Source organism: Mycobacterium sp. IS-1496 (assembly GCF_001499995.1).
Classification (GTDB): Bacteria; Actinomycetota; Actinomycetes; order Mycobacteriales; family Mycobacteriaceae; genus Mycobacterium.
Genome location: NZ_LQIU01000003.1, coordinates 80,033 through 100,405 on the forward strand (window position 1 = coordinate 80,033; position 20,373 = coordinate 100,405).

Below are 20,373 nucleotides of genomic sequence, written 5' to 3' on the forward strand. Positions count from 1 at the left end.
ATGGCTGCTGCGACGTCGGATCGCCGTGCGATCATCACCGAAGCACTCCACAAGATCGACGATCTGACGCAGCGGTTGGCGATCGCCGAACGGGGCGAGGTTGAGCCGATTGCCGTGGTGGGTATGGGATGCCGGCTACCCGGTGGCGTCGACAACCCCGACCAGTATTGGCAGTTCCTGCGAGAAGGCCGCAGCGGCATCGTCCGTGTGCCGGCCGATCGCTGGGATGCCGAAGCCTTCTTCTGCGAGGACAACAGTGTGCCCGGCACGATCTGTACGGTCTCCGGCGGATTCTTGACGTCATGGCAGCCCGATCAGTTCGACGCGGAGTTCTTCGGGATCTCGCCGCGAGAGGCTGCGGCGATGGATCCTCAGCAGCGCCTGCTGCTCGAAGTTGCCTGGGAGGCTCTCGAGCACGCCGGCATCCCCGCACACACACTTCGGGGTACGCAGACCTCCGTCTTTGTCGGCATGACCGGTTACGACTACATGCTGACCCTGTCCGACAAGCTGCGCGCGGAGGAGTACGACGCCTACGTGCCGTTCGGGAACGCACTCAATTTCGCGGCGGGCAGATTGTCGTACTTCCTGGGGGTGCGGGGTCCGGCGGTGGTGGTGGACACGGCGTGTTCGTCGTCGTTGGTGTCGGTGCACCTGGCGTGTCAGAGCCTGCGCCGCCGGGAGAGCGACACCGCGCTGGCGGCCGGTGTGAATCTGATGCTCAAGCCGGAAGCCAACATCGCGCTGTCACGGTGGGGCATGTTGGCGCCGGATGGTCAATGCAAGACGTTCGACGCAGGCGCCGACGGCTATGTGCGCAGCGAAGGCGCCGGTGTGGTGGTGCTCAAGCGTCTGGAAGACGCGTTGCGGGACGGGGACCGGGTGCTGGCGCTGGTGCGTGGGTCGGCGGTGAATCAGGACGGTGCCAGCAGCGGGCAGACGGTGCCCAACGGCCCCGCCCAGCAGGCGCTGCTGCGCCAAGCCTTGGCCGCGTCCCGCCTCACTCCCGCCGACATCGACTACATCGAAGCCCACGGGACCGGAACCGCACTCGGTGACCCGATCGAACTCGACGCGCTGAGCAGTGTTTTCGGGGATCGGCAGGATTCTGCGCCGCTGGTCCTCGGTTCGGTGAAGACGAATATGGGCCATCTGGAGTCCGGTGCAGGGATCGCGGGCTTCATCAAGACCGTGCTCAGCGTGCGCCACGGGTTCATCCCCAAGCACCTGAATTTCGAGCAGTTGACCCCACACGCCGGGCCCGGCGCGTCTCAGTTCGCCATCGCCACCGAAGGCGTCGAATGGCCCACAGTCACCCGCGCACGCCGCGCCGGCGTGTCCTCCTTCGGTGTCAGCGGCACCAACGCGCACGTGGTAATCGAGGAAGCGCCTTCGACCACGCCTGAAGCCCGGGAAGCGGACCCCGCCGTGAGCACCCTGGTGCTCTCGGGTAAGTCGGCCCAGCGCATCGCCTCCACGGCGACCGCGCTTGCGCAGTGGATGACTTCGGAGGCCGCGGCGGGCGTCAGTTTGGCCGATGTGGCACACACCCTCGACCACCACCGCACACGCCATCAGAAGTTCGCCACCGTCTGTGCCCGAGACACTTCCACGGCCGTCACCGGGTTGCAGGCGCTGGCCGCCGGTCACCCCGCCACCGGGGTGGTGCCTCCCCACGAGGGGCCGTGTGGCACCGGCACGGTCTTCGTGTACTCGGGACAGGGTTCACAGTGGGCCGGCATGGGCCGGCAGCTGCTGACAGACGAGGCGGCCTTCGCCGCGGCCGTTGCGGAACTCGAGCCGATTTTCGTTGAGCAGGTGGGGTTCTCGCTCCGGGACGTACTCGCGGAAGGGCAGGCGGTCAGCGGAGATGCCCGGGTACAGCCGGTGATCATGGGTCTGCAACTGGCGTTGACCGAGTTGTGGCGGTCCTACGGTGTCACGCCGGACGCGGTGATCGGTCACTCTATGGGCGAGATCACCGCCGCGGTGGTCGCGGGAGCGCTCACGGTGGCCGAGGGACTGCGGGTGATCGCGAGGCGTTCACAACTGATGTCTCGACTGGCCGGCCAAGGCGCCGTCGCGATGGTGGAACTCGACCCCGAAGCCACCGCGGCGTTGATCGCCGACCATCCCGAGGTGAGCCTCGCGGTGTACTCGTCACCGCGTCAGACGGTGATCGCCGGGCCGCCCGCTCAGGTCGACACGCTCATAGCGCAGGTCGCCGGGCAGCAGCGGTTCGCCAAGCGGGTCAACATGGAGGTGGCCTCGCACAACGCGCTGATGGATCCGATACTGCCCGAATTTCGTCGCGCCCTGGCCGATCTGACGCCACACGCGCCGAACATCCGATTCATCTCCACCGTCTCGGGTCCCGACACCACGCCGATGCTCGACGCTGACTACTGGGCGGCCAACATCCGCCAGCCCGTGCGTCTGAGCCACGCTATTCGCGCTGCTGCGGCGAACCACACCACCTTCGTGGAGATCAGCGCGCATCCGATGTTGACGCACGCCATCACCGAAACCCTCACCGATGACCATCACCACAGCATCGGAACCCTCTGGCGTAACGCCGACGACACGGTCACCTTCCACACGAACCTGAACGCCACCCACACCGTGTCCGCGCCGCAGTCCACCCATCTACCGGAACCTCACCCCGAGCTACCCCACACACCGTGGCACCACACCCGTCACTGGATCACTCCCACTACCGGGCGCGACCGCGCCGGCGTCCACCCGCTTCTGGGGATCGGGGTCACCGATCCGGTGACCGGAAGGCGGGTGTGGGAGAACCGGCTCAGTTCGGAGATGATGTGGCTGGGCGATCATGTCATCGACGAGGTCTGCGTCTTACCGGGCGCCGTCTACGCCGAGATGACCCTCGCCGCGGCGACGGAGGCGCTGGGAACGGCTGACGGTGAATGCTGGACGATCGGTGAGCTGTCCCTCGAGCAGGTCATGCCGGTCACGGAGGGCACGGTCGTCGCGACGACGCTGACCGGAGATTCGTCGAATGCTCGCGTCGAAATCCGTTCCAAGACATCGGAATCAACGTGGACCACCCATGCCGTCGCCGTCGCGCGGCGAGTGGCTTCACCCGCCGCCAAATGCCTGCTGCCGATTGCCGAGCCGTCGGCCACGGATCTGGATCCCGAGGAGCTGTACCAGCGTTTGCGCGCCGCCGGTCAGCAGCACGGCCCGGCATTCCGAGGCATCACCGGCCTGTCGGTGAGCCAGTCAGGTGAGGCCCGTGCGCGGGTGCACTTGCCGTCCGCGGCCAGGCGTGGTTCTGGGATGCTGCTGCTCCATCCGGTGATGATGGACATCGCCGTGCAGGTTCTGGGCGCGACGAGAACCGCCACTGACCTCGCCGATAGTGGCGAAGAGCGCGCGGTGGTCCTGCCGGTCAGGTTCGAGGACATCCGGTCATTGGGCGACGTGACCGAAGGTGCGTACGCGGTCGGGTCGCTGACTCCCACCGATCGCCCTGATCGTCTCGCCGGTCACGTGGTACTGACCGACGCGGACGGTCGACCGCTGTTGGAAATCGGTCACGTCGAGATGATGGTGCTGCGGGCTCCGGGCAGCGGCGACCAACTCGCGGGCAAGCTGTTCGCGCTGGAGTGGCGCCCGACCGCCCTCGACGGGTCCGAGTCGCACGCCGGCGGGGCGGTGTTGCTGCTGGCCGAGCCATGTGAAGCCGACGAGATGCTGACCACGGTGACGTCCGCACTCGCGGCCAGAGCCGACGTGCTCGAACAGTTGTCGCCGCATGATCACGAGCAACTCCGATCCGCGATCACACGCGGTGATCGAAGCTGGGACCACATTGTTCTGGTGTATCCGGATCAGGTCGTCGACGATTCGATGCCCGACCAGAGGCAACTCGATACAGCACAGATGCGCACGGTGCAGGCCGCGGAAATCGTGAAGATCCTCTCCCGGCTCGGCGCCAGGAACAGTCCGCGGTTGTGGATCGTCACCCGCGGCGCGCAGCAGCTCCAACCTGATGATCACGTGACTTTGGCGCAGGCGGGCCTTCGCGGGCTCGCCCGAGTACTGACGTTCGAACACCCTGAACTGAATGCCACAACCGTCGACGTCGACCCGATGGGCGCGGGATCCGCTGCCGCGCTCGTAGATGAATTGATGGGTGGCGGAGAGCACGATGAGGTCGCGCTGCGCGACGGACGGCGCTACGTCCGCCGATTGGTGCCTGCACCCACCACCGTCGGCGGCGGGCTCGCGCCCGAGCAACGCCACACGCTCATCAGCGTCGGCGGACCGGATGCCTTCCGTCTGCAGCTCGACCATGTCGGACGTCTGGACGGACTGAAGGTACATGCCGCTAGACGCGTTACGCCCTCGCCGGGCCAGGTCGAGATTCGCGTCTCCGTCTCGGCACTCAACTTCTCCGACGTCCTCAAGACGATGGGCTTGTACCCAGGGCTCAACGGGCAGGCGCCCGTCATCGGTGGCGAGTGCGTGGGGGTGATCACCGCTGTCGGTGACGCCGTCGAATCTGTGCGGATCGGTCAACGCGTCATCGCGGTCGCACCCGGGACGCTGGGCTCCCATGTGACGACGGTGGAAGACCTGGTCGTCCCCGTGCCCGACGAGTTGAGCGACAGCGATGCCGCGACGTTCGGCGTCGCCTACCTGACCGCGTGGTACTCGCTGCTCGAGGTCGGTCGGTTGTCCGCGGGTGAACGGGTGCTGATCCACTCCGCCACGGGCGGTGTGGGGCTGGCCGCGGTCGCGATCGCGAAGATGGTGGGAGCGCGGGTCTACGCGACGGCCGGAACGGATGCCAAACGGGAGTTGCTCACCACGTTGGGCGCCGAGTACGTCGGCGATTCGCGCAGTGTCGCCTTCGCCGATGAGATTCTCGACGTCACCGATGGTGCCGGCGTCGATGTCATATTGAATTCCCTGGCGGGCGAAGCCATCACCCGCGGTGTGCAGATCCTCGCACCGGGGGGCCGATTCGTGGAGCTCGGCAAGAAGGATGTCTATGCCGATGCGTCACTGGGGCTTGCGGCGCTCGCCAAGAGCGCATCCTTCTCGGTCGTCGACTTGGACCTCAACCTGCGTCTGCACCCGAGACGCCACCGCAGAATGCTCGAGGACATCCTGGCGCGGGGTGCGTCAGGCGACCTGGAGCCCCTGCCGGCGACCGAGTTCGACTTCGACCACGTGATCGACGCCTTTCGGCTCATGGCGTCGGGCGGTCACATCGGCAAGATCTTGGTCTCGATCCCAAGCGACGGTGGAATCCGGGCCATTGCCCCTGCGCCGCCACAGCCGGTGGTCACGTCTGATGGCGGCTACATCGTTGTCGGTGGCATGGGCGGTGTCGGTTTCGTCGCCGCGCGATGGCTCGCCGAGCAAGGAGCGGGAATCGTGGTGGTCAACGGTCGTTCGGGTCCCGACGCGGACACCGCCGCCGCGATAGCGGAACTCGCGGACAAAGGTGTGCGGATCGAGGTCGTCACGGGGGACGTCGCCACACCAGGCACGGCTGAGCGCCTCGTCGGCGCCGTCCACGATGCCGGGTTCGCGCTACGCGGTGTTCTGCACAGCGCGACCGTTCTCGAGGACCAGATCGTCCTCAACATGTCGGAGTCGGCGGCCGCGCGGGTGTTCCACCCGAAGGTGGCGGGCGCCTGGCGACTACACACGGCGACTGCCCACCTCGATCTGGATTGGTGGTTGGTGTTCTCCTCCGCCGCTTCGCTTCTCGGTTCGCCGGGACAGGGGGCTTACGCGGCGGCGAACGCCTGGCTCGACGGCCTCGTAGCGTATCGGCGTTCCCGCGGTCTCCCCGCCGTGGCAATCAACTGGGGTCCCTGGGCGGAGGTCGGCCGGGGCCAGTCATTCGCCAATCTCGGCTTCTCGATGATCACGCCGGAGACGGGCATGGAGGCGATGGAAAGGGCGCTCGCCGCCGACCGGGCCACCACAGGGGTGTTCGGGCTCGATGCCCGGCAGTGGTTCCAATCGTTCCCCGCTGCCGCTCACTCCTCACTCTTCAGTGAACTGCGGGATGCGAGCACGGTGGAACGACGCGGTAACGGCAAATACCAGGCAGAACTCGCCGCTCTTCCGGACAGCGAACGTCCTGCGCGCGTCGCGGCGACGATTGCCGACGAGATCCGCGCGGTTCTGCGGTCCACCGATCCGATCGACCACAGCGAGGCGATGACGTCCTTGGGCCTCGACTCGCTGATGGCTCTGGAGCTTCGTAACAGGCTCGAGTCCGGCCTCGGCATCACGCTGCCCGCGGCTCTCGTCTGGGCGTATCCGACCATCTCGGATCTCGCCGGTGCCCTGTGTGAGCGCATGGGCTTCGACCAGGCGCCGGAAATGCCCGACCCCGAACCGGCACTGGCGGACGACGATCTGCGGTTGCTGGCTGATCTCGTCGCGGCGAGCGAGTCCGAGGTGACGATGGGAGCCGGCGAGTCATGACGAATCTGGCCGCGCTCGCATCTCAGCTGTCACCGAAGGCGCGCGAGCTGCTGATGCAGGAGCTCGTCCGGGCGGGCACCGCGTTGCCGGCCGATGCAGGCGCTGTCGAGCCGATCGCCGTCGTGGGCATCGGCTGCAGGTTCCCAGGCGGCGTCACCGATCCGGAAAGCCTGTGGCGACTGCTCGCCAACGGGGTGGACGCGATTACCGAGGTGCCTGCCGACCGCTGGGACGTCGACACGTACTACGACCCGGATCCGGCTGCGCCGGGTCGTATGACGACGCGGTGGGGTGGGTTCGTCTCCGATGCGGCGGGGTTCGACGCCGACTTCTTCGGGATCGCGCCGCGCGAAGCCGAAGCGATGGACCCGCAGCAGCGACTGCTCCTGGAGGTTGCCTGGGAAGCACTCGAACACTCGGGTATTCGCCCGGACTCCCTCAGCGGTACCCGTACCGGCGTCATGGTCGGTCTGTCCACGTGGGACTACGCCATCGTCAACATCGAGCGGCACGCGCAGATCGACGCCTATTTGAGCACCGGGATTCCGCACAGCACCGCGGTCGGCCGCCTGTCGTATCTCATGGGCCTGCGTGGCCCTGCGGTCGCGGTCGACACCGCGTGCTCGTCGTCACTGGTGGCGATCCACCTGGCGTGCCAGAGCCTGCGGCTGGGGGAGAGCGACCTGGTGCTCGCCGGCGGTTCGCAACTCAATCTCTCGCCGTTCACCAGCATCGCACTGTCGAAGTGGTCGGCGCTGTCGCCGGAGGGGCGATGCAAGACCTTCGACGCGCGCGCCGACGGCTTCGTGCGCGGCGAGGGTTGCGGGGTGGTCGTTCTCAAACGGCTCAGTGACGCGGTTCGGGACGGCAACCGGGTGCTCGCCGTGGTACGCGGTTCGGCGGTCAACCAGGACGGCCGGTCGAACGGAATCACGGCACCGAACGCGTTGGCGCAACGTGACGTCATCAACGACGCGTTGCGGTCGGGCGGCGTCGAAGCGGCATCCGTGAATTATGTGGAGGCGCACGGCACCGGAACCATCCTCGGGGACCCGATCGAATTCGAAGCGCTGGCAGCCACTTACGGGGTGGGGAAGGTTCCTTGTGCACTGGGAGCCGTCAAGACGAACCTGGGCCACCTGGAGGCGGCTGCGGGCGTCGCGGGTTTCATCAAGTCCGTTCTGACGGTGCAGCGTGGTCAGATACCGCCCAACCTGCACTTCACCAGACTGAATCCGTCGATCGATGCCTCGGCCACACGATTCGTCTTCCCGACCGAGTTGGGGACATGGCCAGACGACGGCGCGCTGCGGCGGGCCGCGGTGTCGTCATTCGGTCTGGCAGGCACCAATGCGCATGTGGTGGTCGAGCAGGCGCCGGTCGCCGCACCGGCCGCAACGGTTGCGGATCCGCCGGTGACCACCCTGGTCTTGTCGGGTAAGTCACCCGCGAGAATCGGCGCGACGGCCGGTGCGCTGGCCGACTGGATATCCGGTGAAGGCGCGTCGGTCCCGCTCGCGGATGTGGCGCAGACGCTGAACCACCATCGAGCGCGGCACTCCAAACTCGCCTCGGTCTCCGCCCGTGACCGCAGTCAGGCGGTCGCCGGGTTGAAGGCGTTGGCGGCCGGACGTCCGGCGGAGGGAGTCCGCGGCCCGGCTGACGCGATCAGCGGTTCCGGCGCGGTGTTCGTGTACTCGGGCCAAGGCTCGCAGTGGGCCGGTATGGGGAGACAACTACTCGCCGACGAGCCGGCGTTCGCCGCAGCGGTATCCGCGCTGGAGCCGACGTTCCTTGCCAGAGTGGGCTTTTCACTGCAGGACGTGCTCGCCGGCGGCGAGCCAGTGGACGGTGACGCTCGGGTGCAGCCGGTCGTCATGGGTCTCCAATTGGCACTCACCGAACTCTGGCGATCGTACGGTGTGACTCCCCGTGCCGTGCTCGGCCATTCGATGGGGGAGATCACCGCCGCGGTGGTGGCCGGTGCGTTGACAGTGGACCAGGGTTTGCGGGTCATCGCGATCAGGTCGCAGTTGATGTCGCGGCTGGCCGGCCAGGGCGCGGTGGCTCTGCTGGAGATGGATGCCGACGCCACGGCGGCGCTGATCGCCGACCGCCCACAGGTGAGTCTGGCCGTGTTCTCCTCACCCCGGCAGACGGTGATCGCCGGCCCGCCGGGAGACATCGACGCGCTCATCGCCGTCGTACAGAACCGGGGCCGATTCGCCAAGCGGGTGAACATGCAGGTCGCTTCGCACAACGCGCTGATGGATCCCATCCTGCCCGAACTTCGCGAGGCGCTTGCCGATCTGACTCCGGACGCCCCCGTCATCCCGTTCATCTCCACCGTGCAGGACACGACCCAGCCGGTGCTGGACGCCGAGTACTGGGTGGCGAACGTGCGCCAGCCGGTTCGGTTGAGCCAGGCCGTCGCCACCGCAATGGACAAGCGCCTGCCATTCGTCGAAGTGAGTCCGCATCCGACGCTGGCGTACGCCATCACTGAAACCGTCGAGCACAGCGAGTCATCCCGACGCCCCGTGGTGATCTCGACGATGAGCCGGGGTGAGGATCAAGCACTGTACTTCCACTCGCAACTCGCGGGACTGGGAGTCGTCCCTGCGGGGAACGAGCCCCGTCGCCTCGTCGACATACCGACAACGCCGTGGCAGCACACGCGTTACTGGATTCCGGATCGCGCCACCTCTTCAGTCTCCGGGGACTGTCACCCGCTGTTGGGCACGCACATCGCGATACCGACAGGTGACGGCCATGTCTGGCAGGCCGACATCGGCTCTGCCGTCGTACCGTGGCTCGCGGACCACAGGATTCACGACCAAAGCCTCATGCCTGCGGCGGGATTCGCAGAAACGGTTCTCGCAGCCGCCACCGAAGCGTTCGGGCAGCCGGCCGACACAATGCGCCTCGATCAATTCACCGTCGAGCAGATGTTGCCGATCGAGGAGCACACCACGATCACCACGCAGTCGGCGGTGCTCACCGAAAACCGGATCAGGGTCGAGGTCCACTCGCGTTCCGCCAGCGGAAGTTGGCGTAGACACGTGGTGGCGAACGTCGAGAAGCGATCGAGCGATCAGATGCCGGACCGCCACAGCCCGATACCGCTGGAATCACTGGGAACTGCTCTGTCGCCGGCCGAGTTCTATGCGAGCCGTCGACTCGGTCCCGCGTTCGCCGGGCTGAGTCGGATCGTGCGGCTCGGTCGGGGAGTGTCGGAAGCGCAGCTCGACGTCCCGGATGAAGCACCGGACTACCCGGGTCGCGTGATCCATCCCGCCCTTCTGGACGCGGCTCTGCAGAGCCTTCTGGTGGCGATGCCGGACGGAGTCGGGCCGGATTCCGGGACCGAGACCTACATTGCGGAATCGATCGGAACGTTGCGCCTGTTCCGCGAAATCGGCCGTCGCGCTCGATGCCGTTCGGAGATAGGGGGACTCGATGACGGGGGAGCAACACGGATCGGCAAGATCACTCTGACCGACGAGACCGGCGAGACGACCGCCGAGATCACCGATGTGCGCCTCCGGCGGGTCGAGCGCGCGGCGATACCGATGTCGGTGTCGCAAAAGACCTTGGAGACCGTCTGGAGCGAGTGCCCGGTGACGATAGATGCGGCACCCGAGACCCCCGCCGGAACCTGGCTGGCCCTCAGCGACGGTGTCGACGGACGCACGAAGCTCGATGAGTTCGTGACCGCGTGGTCCACCCGGTCTCAGAAAGTGGTCACCGCCGACCTCGCGGATGAATCCGCACTGCACGGCGCATTCGCTGAGGCGGCATCTGATCCGGAGCACCCACCGGCGGGCGTGGTCGTCTTCCTCGAGTGCCGACCTCCGGACGAGGCCGATCCGGAGGCCGCCCTTCATCATGCCCGCAACTCGATTTGGTCCATCTCGACCACGATCCGCACGATGATGGCGGGTTGGCACGGCCGCAGTCCGCGGCTGTGGCTGATGGCGCCCGGAGGCCTCGCCGCCGGCGAGCACGGGCATGACGATCCGGGGATCGGTTCATTGAGAGGCCTCATCCGGGTCCTCGCCTACGAGCATCCCGAGTTGCGCGCGACACTGGTGGATCTCGGCGCGGAGGACGCGGCATCAGTCCTGAGCGCTGAGTTGCGCGCGACGGCCAAGGACGACGTCATCGGCTGGCGCGATGGACACAGATTCGTGGAACGTCTGGCCCGGACCGCTCTCGAATCCCCGCAGAAGAAAACCGTTGTCCGCCAGGGCGGCGCCTACATCGTCACCGGCGGACTCGGTGGCCTGGGTCTTGTCATCGCACGATGGTTGGTGGATCGCGGCGCCGGACGCGTCGTGCTCAATTCGCGCAGCGAGCCATCGGACGAACGGCTTGACGTCATCGCCGGGCTGCAGAGCAAAGCCGAGATCGTCGTGCTGCGAGGGGATGTCACCGACCTGCATATCGCCGAACAACTCGTCGCCGCCGCCGAAGCGACGGGCCGCGAACTGTGCGGTGTCGCTCATCTGGCCGGCGTGCTGGACGACAGCCTCCTGGTGACGATGACACGTGAGAGCCTGGAGCGCGTGTGGTCGGCCAAGGCCGCCGGTGCCTTGCGGCTGCATCAGGCGACCGTTGGGCACCAACTCGACTGGTGGCTCGCTTTCTCCTCCACGTCGGCCATGCTGGGTTCGCCCGGACAGGCGGCGTACGCGACCGCCAACGCGTGGGTGGATGCCTTCGTCACGTGGCGCCGAGCAGCCGGCCACCCCGCAACGGCGGTCAACTGGGGACCCTGGTCCGACGTGGGAATGGCTCGGTCTTTGGCCAACAGTGCAGTGGATCCGATCACGCCGAGCGAGGGAATCGAAGCGCTGGAGGCGCTGCTGGCGACGGGCCGTGCCAACACCGGTCTGGCGCGCCTTCGTACTGACCGCGCACTCACGGCATTCCCCGAGATCCTCGAACTCGGCTACTTCTCGCGCCTGATCGACGAATTGAACGTCTCCGACGCCGGAGACAAGTGGGCGGGTCCGGACGCGCTTCGCGAGCTCGGCCCTGACGAAGCCCAACGGGTCGCCGCCGAGCGTGTCCGTTCGCGGGTGGCGGCGATCATGGGATACGCCGACGAGTCCGCTCTCGACGTCTCTGCGCCGTTGATCACCATGGGCATGGACTCGCTCATGGCGGTGCGCATACGGCGCGCTGCACAGGCGGACTTCGGCGTCGAACCGCCGGTTGCGCTGCTGTTGCAGGGCGCGTCCCTGGACGATGTGACGGCCGATCTGCTGCGACAGCTCGGATTCGCCGGGCACGACGGTCCGGCCGTCGACGCAGTCCGCGACAGGGCCACTCAGCGCGCCGCCGCACGACAACATGCCGCGTCGCGGCGGAAGAGAGGACAACGCGCATGAACCCGTCCATGGACCTCGATTCTCTGCCGCCCAACGCGATCGCGGTGGTGGGGATGGCGGCCAAGCTGCCCGGCGCCACCACGCTGTCGGCCTTCTGGGACAACCTCATGCGTGGCGACGAATCGATCGTGACATTGTCCGAGGACCGGCTGGCCGCGGCGGGAATCGGTGAGAAGGCCTTGGGGAGTGCGTCGTACGTGCGACGGGCGGCGCTGTTGGACGGATTCGACGAATTCGACCCTGAATTCTTCGGCTTCCCTCCTCAAACGGCTCGCATGATGGACCCGCAACAGAGGGTCTTCCTGCAATGTGCATGGCACGCCCTGGAGGACGCCGGCTGCGATCCGGCCGGATTCGACGGGGCGATAGGCGTCTACGGCACCAGCGGCGCCAGCATCTACATGCTGCACAATCTTCTGTCCCATCACGACCCGAATCAGATCATGGGACAGGGTGCCTCGTTCGATCTCATCAACATGTCGTTGTGGAACGACAAGGACTACCTGGCGACGAGGGTGTCGCATCAGTTCAATCTGCGGGGGCCGAGTGTCACAGTCCAGTCGGCGTGTTCCTCGTCGCTGGTCGCCGTTCACATGGCATGCCAGAGCTTGTTGAGTGGAGAGTCCGATGTGGCTCTCGCCGGCGGCGTTTCGATTCGCGTCCCGCACTATGCCGGGTACTGGCACGAGCCGGGATCCATGGTGTCGGCCGACGGACACTGTCGGCCCTTCGATGTCCGAGCCGATGGCACTGTCTTCTCCAGCGGCTGCGGGATAGTGGTGCTCAAACCGCTCCGGACGGCGATCGAGGACGGCGACCGCATCCACGCGGTGATCCGAGGTTCGGCGATCAACAACGACGGGTCGATGAAGATGACCTACGCGGCACCGAACGGTGCCGCTCAAGCGGACGTGATCGCCGAGGCGCACGCGGTTGCCGAGGTCGATTCCTCCACGATCAGCTACGTCGAGACACACGGCACCGCGACGCCGCTCGGAGATCCGATCGAGATAGCCGGCCTGCGCAGGGCATTCAGCGTTTCGGAAGCCACGCGTCCCGGGCCGTGCGCGCTCGGATCCGTCAAGTCGAACATCGGCCACCTCGGGGAGGCCTCGGGTATAGCGGGGCTGATCAAGACGATCTTGTGCCTGAAGAACCGCGCCCTCCCGCCCACCTTGCATTTCACCAGTCCGAACCCAGCTCTGAACCTCGATGACGGCCCCTTCTTCGTTCAGAGCAGCCCCGGCGCGTGGGACTGGGACGGGGTCCTGCGCGCCGGTGTGAGTTCCTTCGGGGTAGGCGGAACGAACGTCCACCTCGTCGTCGAAGAACCGCCCGTTCTGCCGAAGCGGGCGAACCATGTTGCACCGCAGGTTCTCCGGGTCTCAGCGCGTACCGAGAACGCCCTGACCGACTTCCGTTCCGCCTTGGCTGCGGAGCTCTCACGTCCGGACGCCCCGGAGCTGTCGGACGTCGCATTCACCCTCGACGGCCGCAGGAAACACGACATCCGGATGGCCGTGGTCGTGCATGACGCGGAGGACGCCGTGGCGGTCCTGCGGGCACCCGAACACGACAACATGTTCGTCGGTGCAGCGGTGGAGGGTGCAGCGGCGGCGACCGACCGGGTGGTGCTGCTCTTCCCTGGGCAGGGTGCGCAGCATCAGGGGATGGCTCAAGGGCTCTACACGACGGAACCGGTGTTCGCCGAATACTTCGACAGATGCTCCGCAGGCTTCCTCGCAGACCTCGGATTCGATCTACGCGAAGAATTGTTCGGCAGTGGCGCAGTCGATCTCGAGCGTACCGACCGAACGCAACCGGCGCTCTTCGCGGTCGAGTTCGCACTCGGGAAGTTGCTCGAACACTACGGAGTGCGCGCGGCTGCATATGCCGGACACAGCATCGGTGAGTACGCGGCCGCGACGTTGGCGGGCGTGTTCGACCTCGACACCGCAATCCGGGCGGTCGCCGTGCGATCGCGGTTGATGCATGCAGCACCGCCTGGTGCGATGATCGCGGTCGCGATCAGCGAGCAGGCCATCGCCGACCATCTTTCGCCGGGTCTCGACCTGGCGGTGCTGAATGATCCCGAGAATTGCGTGATCGCCGGCTCGCAACAGGACATTCAGTCGCTGCAGAACCAGTTGCGCCGGCAGGGAATCCTGGCAAGGCGCGTACGCACGTCACACGCATTCCATTCTGCGTTGATGGACCCGGTGATCCCACAGTTCGCGGAGTTCATGTCGAGCCTCGAGCTCCGCGCTCCGCATACGCCTTTGCTGTCGAACGTCACGGGGTCGTGGATGACCGACGATGAGGCGACCGACCCCGGCACGTGGGCGAAACAGATCCGCAGCACGGTCAGATTCGCTGACGAGATTGACCGCATACTCGACAATCCGCACAGCGTGGTGGTCGAGGTGGGTCCGGGTGGCACGCTGACCGGATCGGCGGTTCGGCATCCGAAGTGGTCGAACGGGCATCGTGCCGTGAGGTTGATGCGACATCAGGTGCAGAACAAGAACGATAAGGACACGTTCCTCATGGGGCTCGGACAGTTGTGGGCCGCCGGAGTGGAGGTCGACTGGTCACGGTTGTCAGGCCAACCGCCGCGGCGGGTCACGCTTCCCGGGTATCCTTTTGCGCGGGAACGACATTGGATCGACCCGAAGAAGACCGATTGGGTGGAGGCCGTTCCAGGGTCGGAGAATGCCTCGGCGGCTCGCGCGACGGGGCAGGCCGGCGGCGGCAAGAACGCGCAGGAGGACATCGAGCGCACCCTGCAACGCATCTGGTGCGACTGTCTGGGTGTCAGCTCGGTCGGCCGTACGGACGACTTCTTCGAGATCGGCGGTGACTCACTGTTCGCGGTCGGGGTCGCGATGAGTGCCACCAGCCAGGGGCTCGACCTCACTCCGCAGGATCTCTACGAGAACCGCAGCGTGTCGACGCTCGCGGCGACGCTCGTCGCCCGGTACTCCGCGGGTGGGCTTACGGAAGCAGCGGCTGACGAGGACATCGATCTACCCGTTCCGCCCACTCTGCTGTCGTGCCTGGAAAGTGGGCTGCGGGAGACCGGTCAATGGCGGGTACCGCTCATACTGGGTCTGTCCGCCGACGTATCGGTGGCCGACGCCCAGGCCGTCATCACCGCCGTCACCAATCATCACGACGCTCTCCGAACGCGATTCGTGAACCGTTCAGGCAGTTGGGAACAGCGGGTCATTCCCACCTCGGACACCGTCGAACTGCCGGTGCGCTCACTCGGCGACGAGTTGACTCCCGGAACCGCCCAGGAACGGGAAGCCGTACTGGACATCCTCGTTGACGACATCCGCAGGTGCGACCTGTCGAGCTCACCGTTGCGCGCGATCCTGGTCGCCGATGAACAGGGCACGTCGCGATACCTCGCGATCAGCGTTCTCGAATTGGTCGCCGATGCCTCGTCTCGCGAAATCCTGCTCACCGACGTCTTCACGGCTTTCGCCCAACGACTGGCTGGTCAAGAGATCGCGCTGCCGGCCGCTACAAGCACCTGGCGGGAATGGTCTCAGCGTTGTGTGGCGCTGGCGACACATCCCGCAGTGGTGGACACCCGGGACTACTGGATCGACAACGCCACCAGAACCACCATGCACCTCGCGGACGATCAAGTGGTGGAACCACCCGGAGTCGGCGACCTCACGCGACTGCCGTTGGCGCTGAGCGCTGACCTGACCGACGAGGTCGACCGCGTGCGTGTGCGATATCAGTACACGGTCGAAGAAGTTCTCCTCGGTGCCCTCAGCCGGACAATCGCCCGCACGATCGGCGAGGGCGTGGTGGCCGTCGATGTCGACGGGGACGGCCGGTCGGTACTGAAGCCCGACGTCGATCCGCGTCGAACCGTCGGCGGCTTCTCGACGGTCTATCCCGTGTCACTGGTCTGTGCTGGGCGCGAAACGGTTGGTGCAGTTGAGAACTTGCAGAACGTCCACAGAACGTTGATGGAAGTGCCGCACCACGGCATCGGGTTCGCGTTGCTGCGCTACCTCTACGCCCCCTCCTCCCGTGTGCTCAGCGCTGTTCCTGTGCCCGACATCCACCTGCGCCACGAGGGTGTGATCCCCGATGTACCGGCTGGTGAGGCTCCGGTGCAGTTCGACCTCGACGCCGCCATGTCCGTGCGGGACAAGTCTCCGGGCCTCGGTCATGCGATCGAGATGCGGGCATATCGCACCGGGGGCGGACTCCACTGCGACTGGTGGTACGACCGTCGGCGACTCGAGCGGGAAGTCGTCGAGGCGATGGTCGAGGACTTTCCGCAATCGCTCGGCGAGTTGATTGCAGACGCGACCTCCTCAGCGGGGGCGGATTCCGATGACAGCGGTTCCGCTCTCGAGCTCTCCCTAGTTGACCTTTCGGCGGAATGAATCGAGTAACGAGATGACCCTCGCAGTGAGTAAGAGAGATTCGATGCGTGATGAGTCCGGGCCGTCCTACGACAAGAGTGTGATCGTCGAGGATCTGACCAAGTCATTCGGCAGCGTGAAGGCCGTCCAGGGGGTGAGCTTCGAGGTCGGGCGTGGTGAGGTGGTCGCGTTGCTCGGCCCCAACGGGGCCGGTAAGACGACGACGGTGGACATGCTTGCCACGCTCACTGTGCCCGACGGAGGACATGCCAGCATCGCCGGATTCGACGTGGCGTCCGAAGCGGCAGCAGTTCGTCGTTCGATCATGCTGACCGGACAACAGGTCGCCCTCGACGACATGCTCACCGGTCGGGAGAACCTGGTGTTGTTCGGCCGGCTCCAGGGATTGAGCAAGCCGGCGGCGCAGTCACGCGCTGACGAGCTCCTGCGCGATTTCGACCTGGTGGATGCTGCCGATCGACGAGTCGGCACCTACTCCGGTGGGATGCGGCGACGGATCGACATCGCCTGCGGCCTGGTGGTTCGTCCGGAGGTCGTGTTCCTCGACGAGCCGACGACAGGCCTCGACCCTCGAAGCAGGCAAACCATCTGGGATCTGGTGGCCGGTTTCAAAGAACTCGGGATCGCGACCTTGTTGACGACGCAGTACCTCGAGGAGGCGGACGCCCTCAGTGACCGGATCATCGTCATCGACCACGGTGTCGTCATCGCCGAAGGCACCGCTGATGAACTCAAGGAGCGGACAGGCGGAAGCTACTGCGAGATCGTCCCGCGCGATCTCCACCAGTTGCCGGCTGTCGTAGACGCCCTCGGATCGCTGCTACCGGAGCACAACCGGGCGGCGATGAGTACGACCTCCGACCGCATCGCCGTACCCGCACCGGATGGGGTGCACACGCTCGTCGAGGCATTGGCCCGGCTCAACGCCGCGGATATCGAGCTGACAGACATCGCGTTGAGGCGCCCTTCGCTCGACGAGGTATTCCTGGCGTTGACCGCGGATCCTGCTCGGTCGTCGCCGCCTGAAGCTCGTGACACCAAACCGCTGGTGGACGGCTCGCCCGCGGTTGCGGCGGCGGGCGGGGGGAAGCACCGTCTGAACGGTCGCGCCTCGAATACGGGCACGGACGCTGTGTCATGACCGTCGCTCTGGACAAGCCCCGTGACGACGCGATGTCAGTCACCAGGCCACGGCCGTCGAATGTCCATCAGTGGTGGGTGCTCACGAAGCGGTTGATTTCGCCCACACTGCGCAACGGCGAGGTTCTCACGGCGGTGGTCGCCTCGGTGGTGTTCACCATCGGTTGGTATGTGCCGCTGAAGAACATCATGGGCGCCACCATGGATATGAGCTCCTATGCGCAATATCTGATGCCGCTGATAGCGCTTCAGGGCATCTCCTTCGCCGCCGTCACAGGAGCGCTGCGCGCCGCCACAGACTCCGTGAAGGGAGTCAACCGTAGGTTTCAGTCGATGCCGATCGCCGCGCTGACTCCGCTCACCGCCCGTATGTCAGCCAGCGTCTACCGCTGCTCAGTGGGCACCGTCGCGGCGTTGGTGAGTGGTCATGTCATCGGCTTCCGCTTCTACCGGGACTGGGAGTACACGGTTGCGTTCTGCCTGTTGCTGCTCTTGATCGGTATCGTCCTGTCGTTTCTCTCCGACCTGTTGGGCAGCAATTCGAAGAACCCGGAAGCCACCACGCAGTGGCTCCTCCTTCCCCAGCTGATCTTCGGACTGCTCTCCGTCGGCATCCAGCCGGCTGAGCGATTCCCGGACTGGATCCAGCCAGTCGTCCGTAACCAGCCGATCTCCCAATTCGTCTATGCGTTGCGCGCGCTCGCGGGTGATTCCACCTCCGCTGCCGGGCCCGTCACCTGGTCGGCCGTCGGTCCGTCGCTGATCTGGCTGGGCGTTGTAGCGGCCATCATGGTGCCCGCGTCCGTCGTCATCGTCCTGAGGAGGCCGTGATGTCACTTGCGCACGACAAGACACCGGTGAACTCCACCATCCTGCACGAAGACGCGTTTCCGGTCCCTCATCGCCGCACGGGTGAGAATTCGCTGCGCGTTCTCCTGCCGCACACCCTGATACAACTGCAGCGCCTGCTCATCCGTCTGGTGCGCGATCCGATGACGTTCTTCTTCGGGCTCGTCTTCCCGATCTTCTTCCTCCTTGTGATGGATATCGTTCTCGGCGAGACGATTTCGACGGTGACGGGAAACAGCGCGCTCTACGGGAGCGTTCCCATGGTGACTGTCATCGGAGCGATGAACGGCGCCACCGTCGGCGCCGTCGCCATCATCACCGAGCGGACGGACGGTCTGCTGGCTCGGCTATGGGTTGTCCCGGTGCACCGAGCGTCGGGTCTACTGGCCCGGATCGGCGCGGAAGTGGTTCGCGTCATCGTCAATTCCCTCGTACTGCTCGGCGTCGGAGTGTTGATGGGTCTTCGGTTCCAGCAAGGTGTATTGGCGACCCTCGCGTGGCTCTGCATTCCCGCACTCTTCGGCGTGGCGTTCGCGTCGCTCGTGCTCACCGTCGCGTTGTACTGGCCGACCACCACGCTGGTCGACGGTGTCGTCCTGGTGAATTCGCTCGCTCTCTTCTTCTGCACTGGGTTCGTGCCGCTGGACCAGTACCCAGAGTGGATCCAACCCGTGGTCGAGCACCAGCCGCTGTCGTACGCCATCGAAGCCATGCGGGGCCTTTCGCTGGGCGGTCCGGTGCTCGAGCCGGTCACCGGGATCCTGCTCTGGTCAGGAGGGGTCGTTGCCCTGTGCGCCCTACCGATGGTGATCGGCTATCGCAGGGCGTGCCGTCGCGGGTGATGGGGAAGAGTCAGATGTTCTCTGCATCGGTCATCCGCAAACTCGCGCCCAGCGAGGAGTTCTTCGCCGAGACCCAGACGTTCACGTCAGTGACGGTGTACCTCGAAGGTGTGCTCGACGTCGACGCCATGTCGACGGCTTTCGACGTACTGCTCGAGATGTATCCGGTTTACGCCGGCCACTTGGAACAAGGCGCGGACCGGCGATTCCAGATCGTTACGGACGACCTTCTTCATGCCGGGATGTGGACGGTAGAAGGCGATGATGATCGCAGCCCGCACATGCGACTCGATCAGAGCGTGTCACTGCTCAATCTACTCGTCCGAACCGGCGCCGGACGCGCCGAATTGACCCTGTTCGTCCATCACAGCCTTGCCGACGGCCACCACATCGCGGGCCTCTTCTTCGAGTTGTTCACCCGGTACACCGAATTGGTGAAAACCGGTGACATCGGACCAGTCGATGTTCAGCAGGCGCCGGACTCGGTGGAAACCGTTCTGGCGCAACGCGGTATACAGAAACTACGCAGGTCCGGGTTGGACCGGTTCATCCCAGCGATGTTCGCGTACGAGTTACCGCCACGTCGCTCGTCCGGACTGGAGCAGCCTACCGAGCCGGTGGCGGTGCCCGCTTCGCGTGGGCGGTTGACCAAGGATGAGACGACGGCCTTGGTGCGATTCGGGCGAAAGAACCGGCTGTTCGTCAATTCACTTGTCTCTGCCGCGATTCTGCTCACGGAGTGGCGCCTTCGGGAGACGCCGCACATTCCGATTCCGTACCTCTGTCCGGTGAACCTGCGTGGGTTGCTCGAACCGCCCGTGACGCCGACCGCCTGCACTCTCGCGCTGGGAGTGGCCTGCTACCTCGCTCAGATCACCTCGGACACCAATCTCACCGGGCTGGCCCACGACATCGCCGACACGCTGCAGGATGACCTGTCCGAGGGAGTCATCCAGCAATCGATGCTTCATTTCAGCTTGCAGTACGAGGAGATCCCCGGGTTGCCCGATGCCGTCATCTTCACCAACATCGGGAACGTGTCGGCTGTGCCGACGCCTCCGGATCTCGAGATCGTCGACTACCGGTCCGAATTCCACCGTGCATCCGCCGCCGTGGTCGACATCTACACATGCGGAATCGCCGCCGGCCAACTGCGTGTAGAGCATCACGTCCAGAACGCCGCGTCAGAGAGGTCGATCGAATCGATCCTCTCGCTGCTGCGTGCCGCCTCGCTCGAGTCTCAAAACTGAAGGA

At 65.7% G+C, this 20,373-nt stretch carries 7 protein-coding genes; all 7 read left to right on the forward strand.

The window, feature by feature from the left end:
* Genes AU195_RS03020 through AU195_RS03050 form a run of 7 tightly spaced genes read left to right on the forward strand, consistent with a single transcriptional unit; the run spans window position 1 to window position 20,369 of the window.
* A complete protein-coding gene (locus AU195_RS03020) occupies window positions 1-6,477 on the forward strand; it encodes a type I polyketide synthase (RefSeq protein ID WP_059157583.1) in 6,477 nt (2,158 codons plus the stop codon).
* On the forward strand, window positions 6,474-11,873 hold the full coding sequence (locus AU195_RS03025; RefSeq protein ID WP_059157584.1) for a type I polyketide synthase: 5,400 nt from the start codon (window positions 6,474-6,476) through the stop codon (window positions 11,871-11,873). Before AU195_RS03020 ends, AU195_RS03025 begins: the two co-directional genes overlap by 4 nt.
* Entirely contained in the window at window positions 11,870-16,288 is a 4,419-nt protein-coding gene (locus AU195_RS03030) for a type I polyketide synthase (RefSeq protein WP_059157585.1), read from the forward strand. Before AU195_RS03025 ends, AU195_RS03030 begins: the two co-directional genes overlap by 4 nt.
* Before the next feature lie 43 nt (window positions 16,289-16,331).
* Entirely contained in the window at window positions 16,332-17,429 is a 1,098-nt protein-coding gene (locus AU195_RS03035; RefSeq protein ID WP_059157586.1) for a daunorubicin/doxorubicin resistance ABC transporter ATP-binding protein DrrA, read from the forward strand.
* Window positions 17,426-18,259, forward strand: coding sequence for an ABC transporter permease (locus AU195_RS03040; protein ID WP_059157587.1), 834 nt, complete (start codon window positions 17,426-17,428; stop codon window positions 18,257-18,259). Before AU195_RS03035 ends, AU195_RS03040 begins: the two co-directional genes overlap by 4 nt.
* Entirely contained in the window at window positions 18,259-19,119 is an 861-nt protein-coding gene (locus tag AU195_RS03045; RefSeq protein WP_059157588.1) for an ABC transporter permease, read from the forward strand. The genes AU195_RS03040 and AU195_RS03045 overlap by 1 nt, the downstream gene beginning before the upstream one ends.
* A gap of 14 nt (window positions 19,120-19,133) precedes the next feature.
* The gene (locus tag AU195_RS03050) at window positions 19,134-20,369 is read left to right on the forward strand and encodes a phthiocerol/phthiodiolone dimycocerosyl transferase family protein (protein ID WP_059157621.1); all 1,236 of its coding nucleotides are present in this window, start codon (window positions 19,134-19,136) and stop codon (window positions 20,367-20,369) included.
* Window positions 20,370-20,373: the final 4 nt, after the last annotated feature.